The following is a 641-nucleotide window of genomic DNA, read 5'->3' as shown; positions in this document are numbered from 1 at the left end:
TAACTGGGGTGAAGTCGTAACAAGGTAGCCGTATCGGAAGGTGCGGCTGGATCACCTCCTTTCTAAGGAAAAGAAGAAGTAAGGGTTTTATATACTGTTTAGTCTTTGAAACAAGGACAAAAAAGAGATTCCGGTGGCGATGCGTTTGGGGGAAACACCCGTACCCATCCCGAACACGACGGTTAAGACTCAAGCGGCCGATGGTACTATATTGGAGACGATATGGGAGAGCAGGTGGCTGCCGGATCAATATTAAAAAATCACTCAAAAGAGTGTTTTATATAGAACGGACATGTTCCAATGGGCTGAGATAAAGGCGAGGCCTGTGTTAAAGAACGTGTTAACCTGATTCAGCAGGGTAGTGCTGTTCCATATAACTGGTTTTTACCAGTGATTAGTGAATTTAATTTGATTAAGTTCGCTAATGACTGATAAACTTCAGTCAAATATGTACCTTGAAAACCGCATATTGAAATGAAATGATAAATCGTAAAGAAATATCAAGACATCCGAGGTCATGCTTTTTATGAAGGTAAAAGGCATGTCAAAAGAAACAATAACAAACGAACCAAAACGCCAGGGGATATAACGCTATATATCCTTAGGAACTGATTCCACCCGTAAAAAGGGGATCAGGGCCA

General features: G+C 41.3%; 2 rRNA genes. Both read left to right on the top strand.

Going from position 1 to position 641, the window contains the following annotated elements:
• Positions 1-62, top strand: a 16S ribosomal RNA gene (locus DXA13_RS20680); the annotation flags it as partial.
• Positions 63-129: 67 nt separating this feature from the next.
• Positions 130-247: ribosomal RNA gene (gene rrf / locus DXA13_RS20675) — 5S ribosomal RNA — on the top strand.
• Positions 248-641 lie beyond the last annotated feature (394 nt).

The sequence above is a fragment of the Clostridium sp. AM58-1XD genome, from assembly GCF_003464085.1.
Classification (GTDB): Bacteria; Bacillota; Clostridia; order Lachnospirales; family Lachnospiraceae; genus Lachnoclostridium_A.
This window is presented reverse-complemented; position numbering and strand designations above follow the sequence as displayed.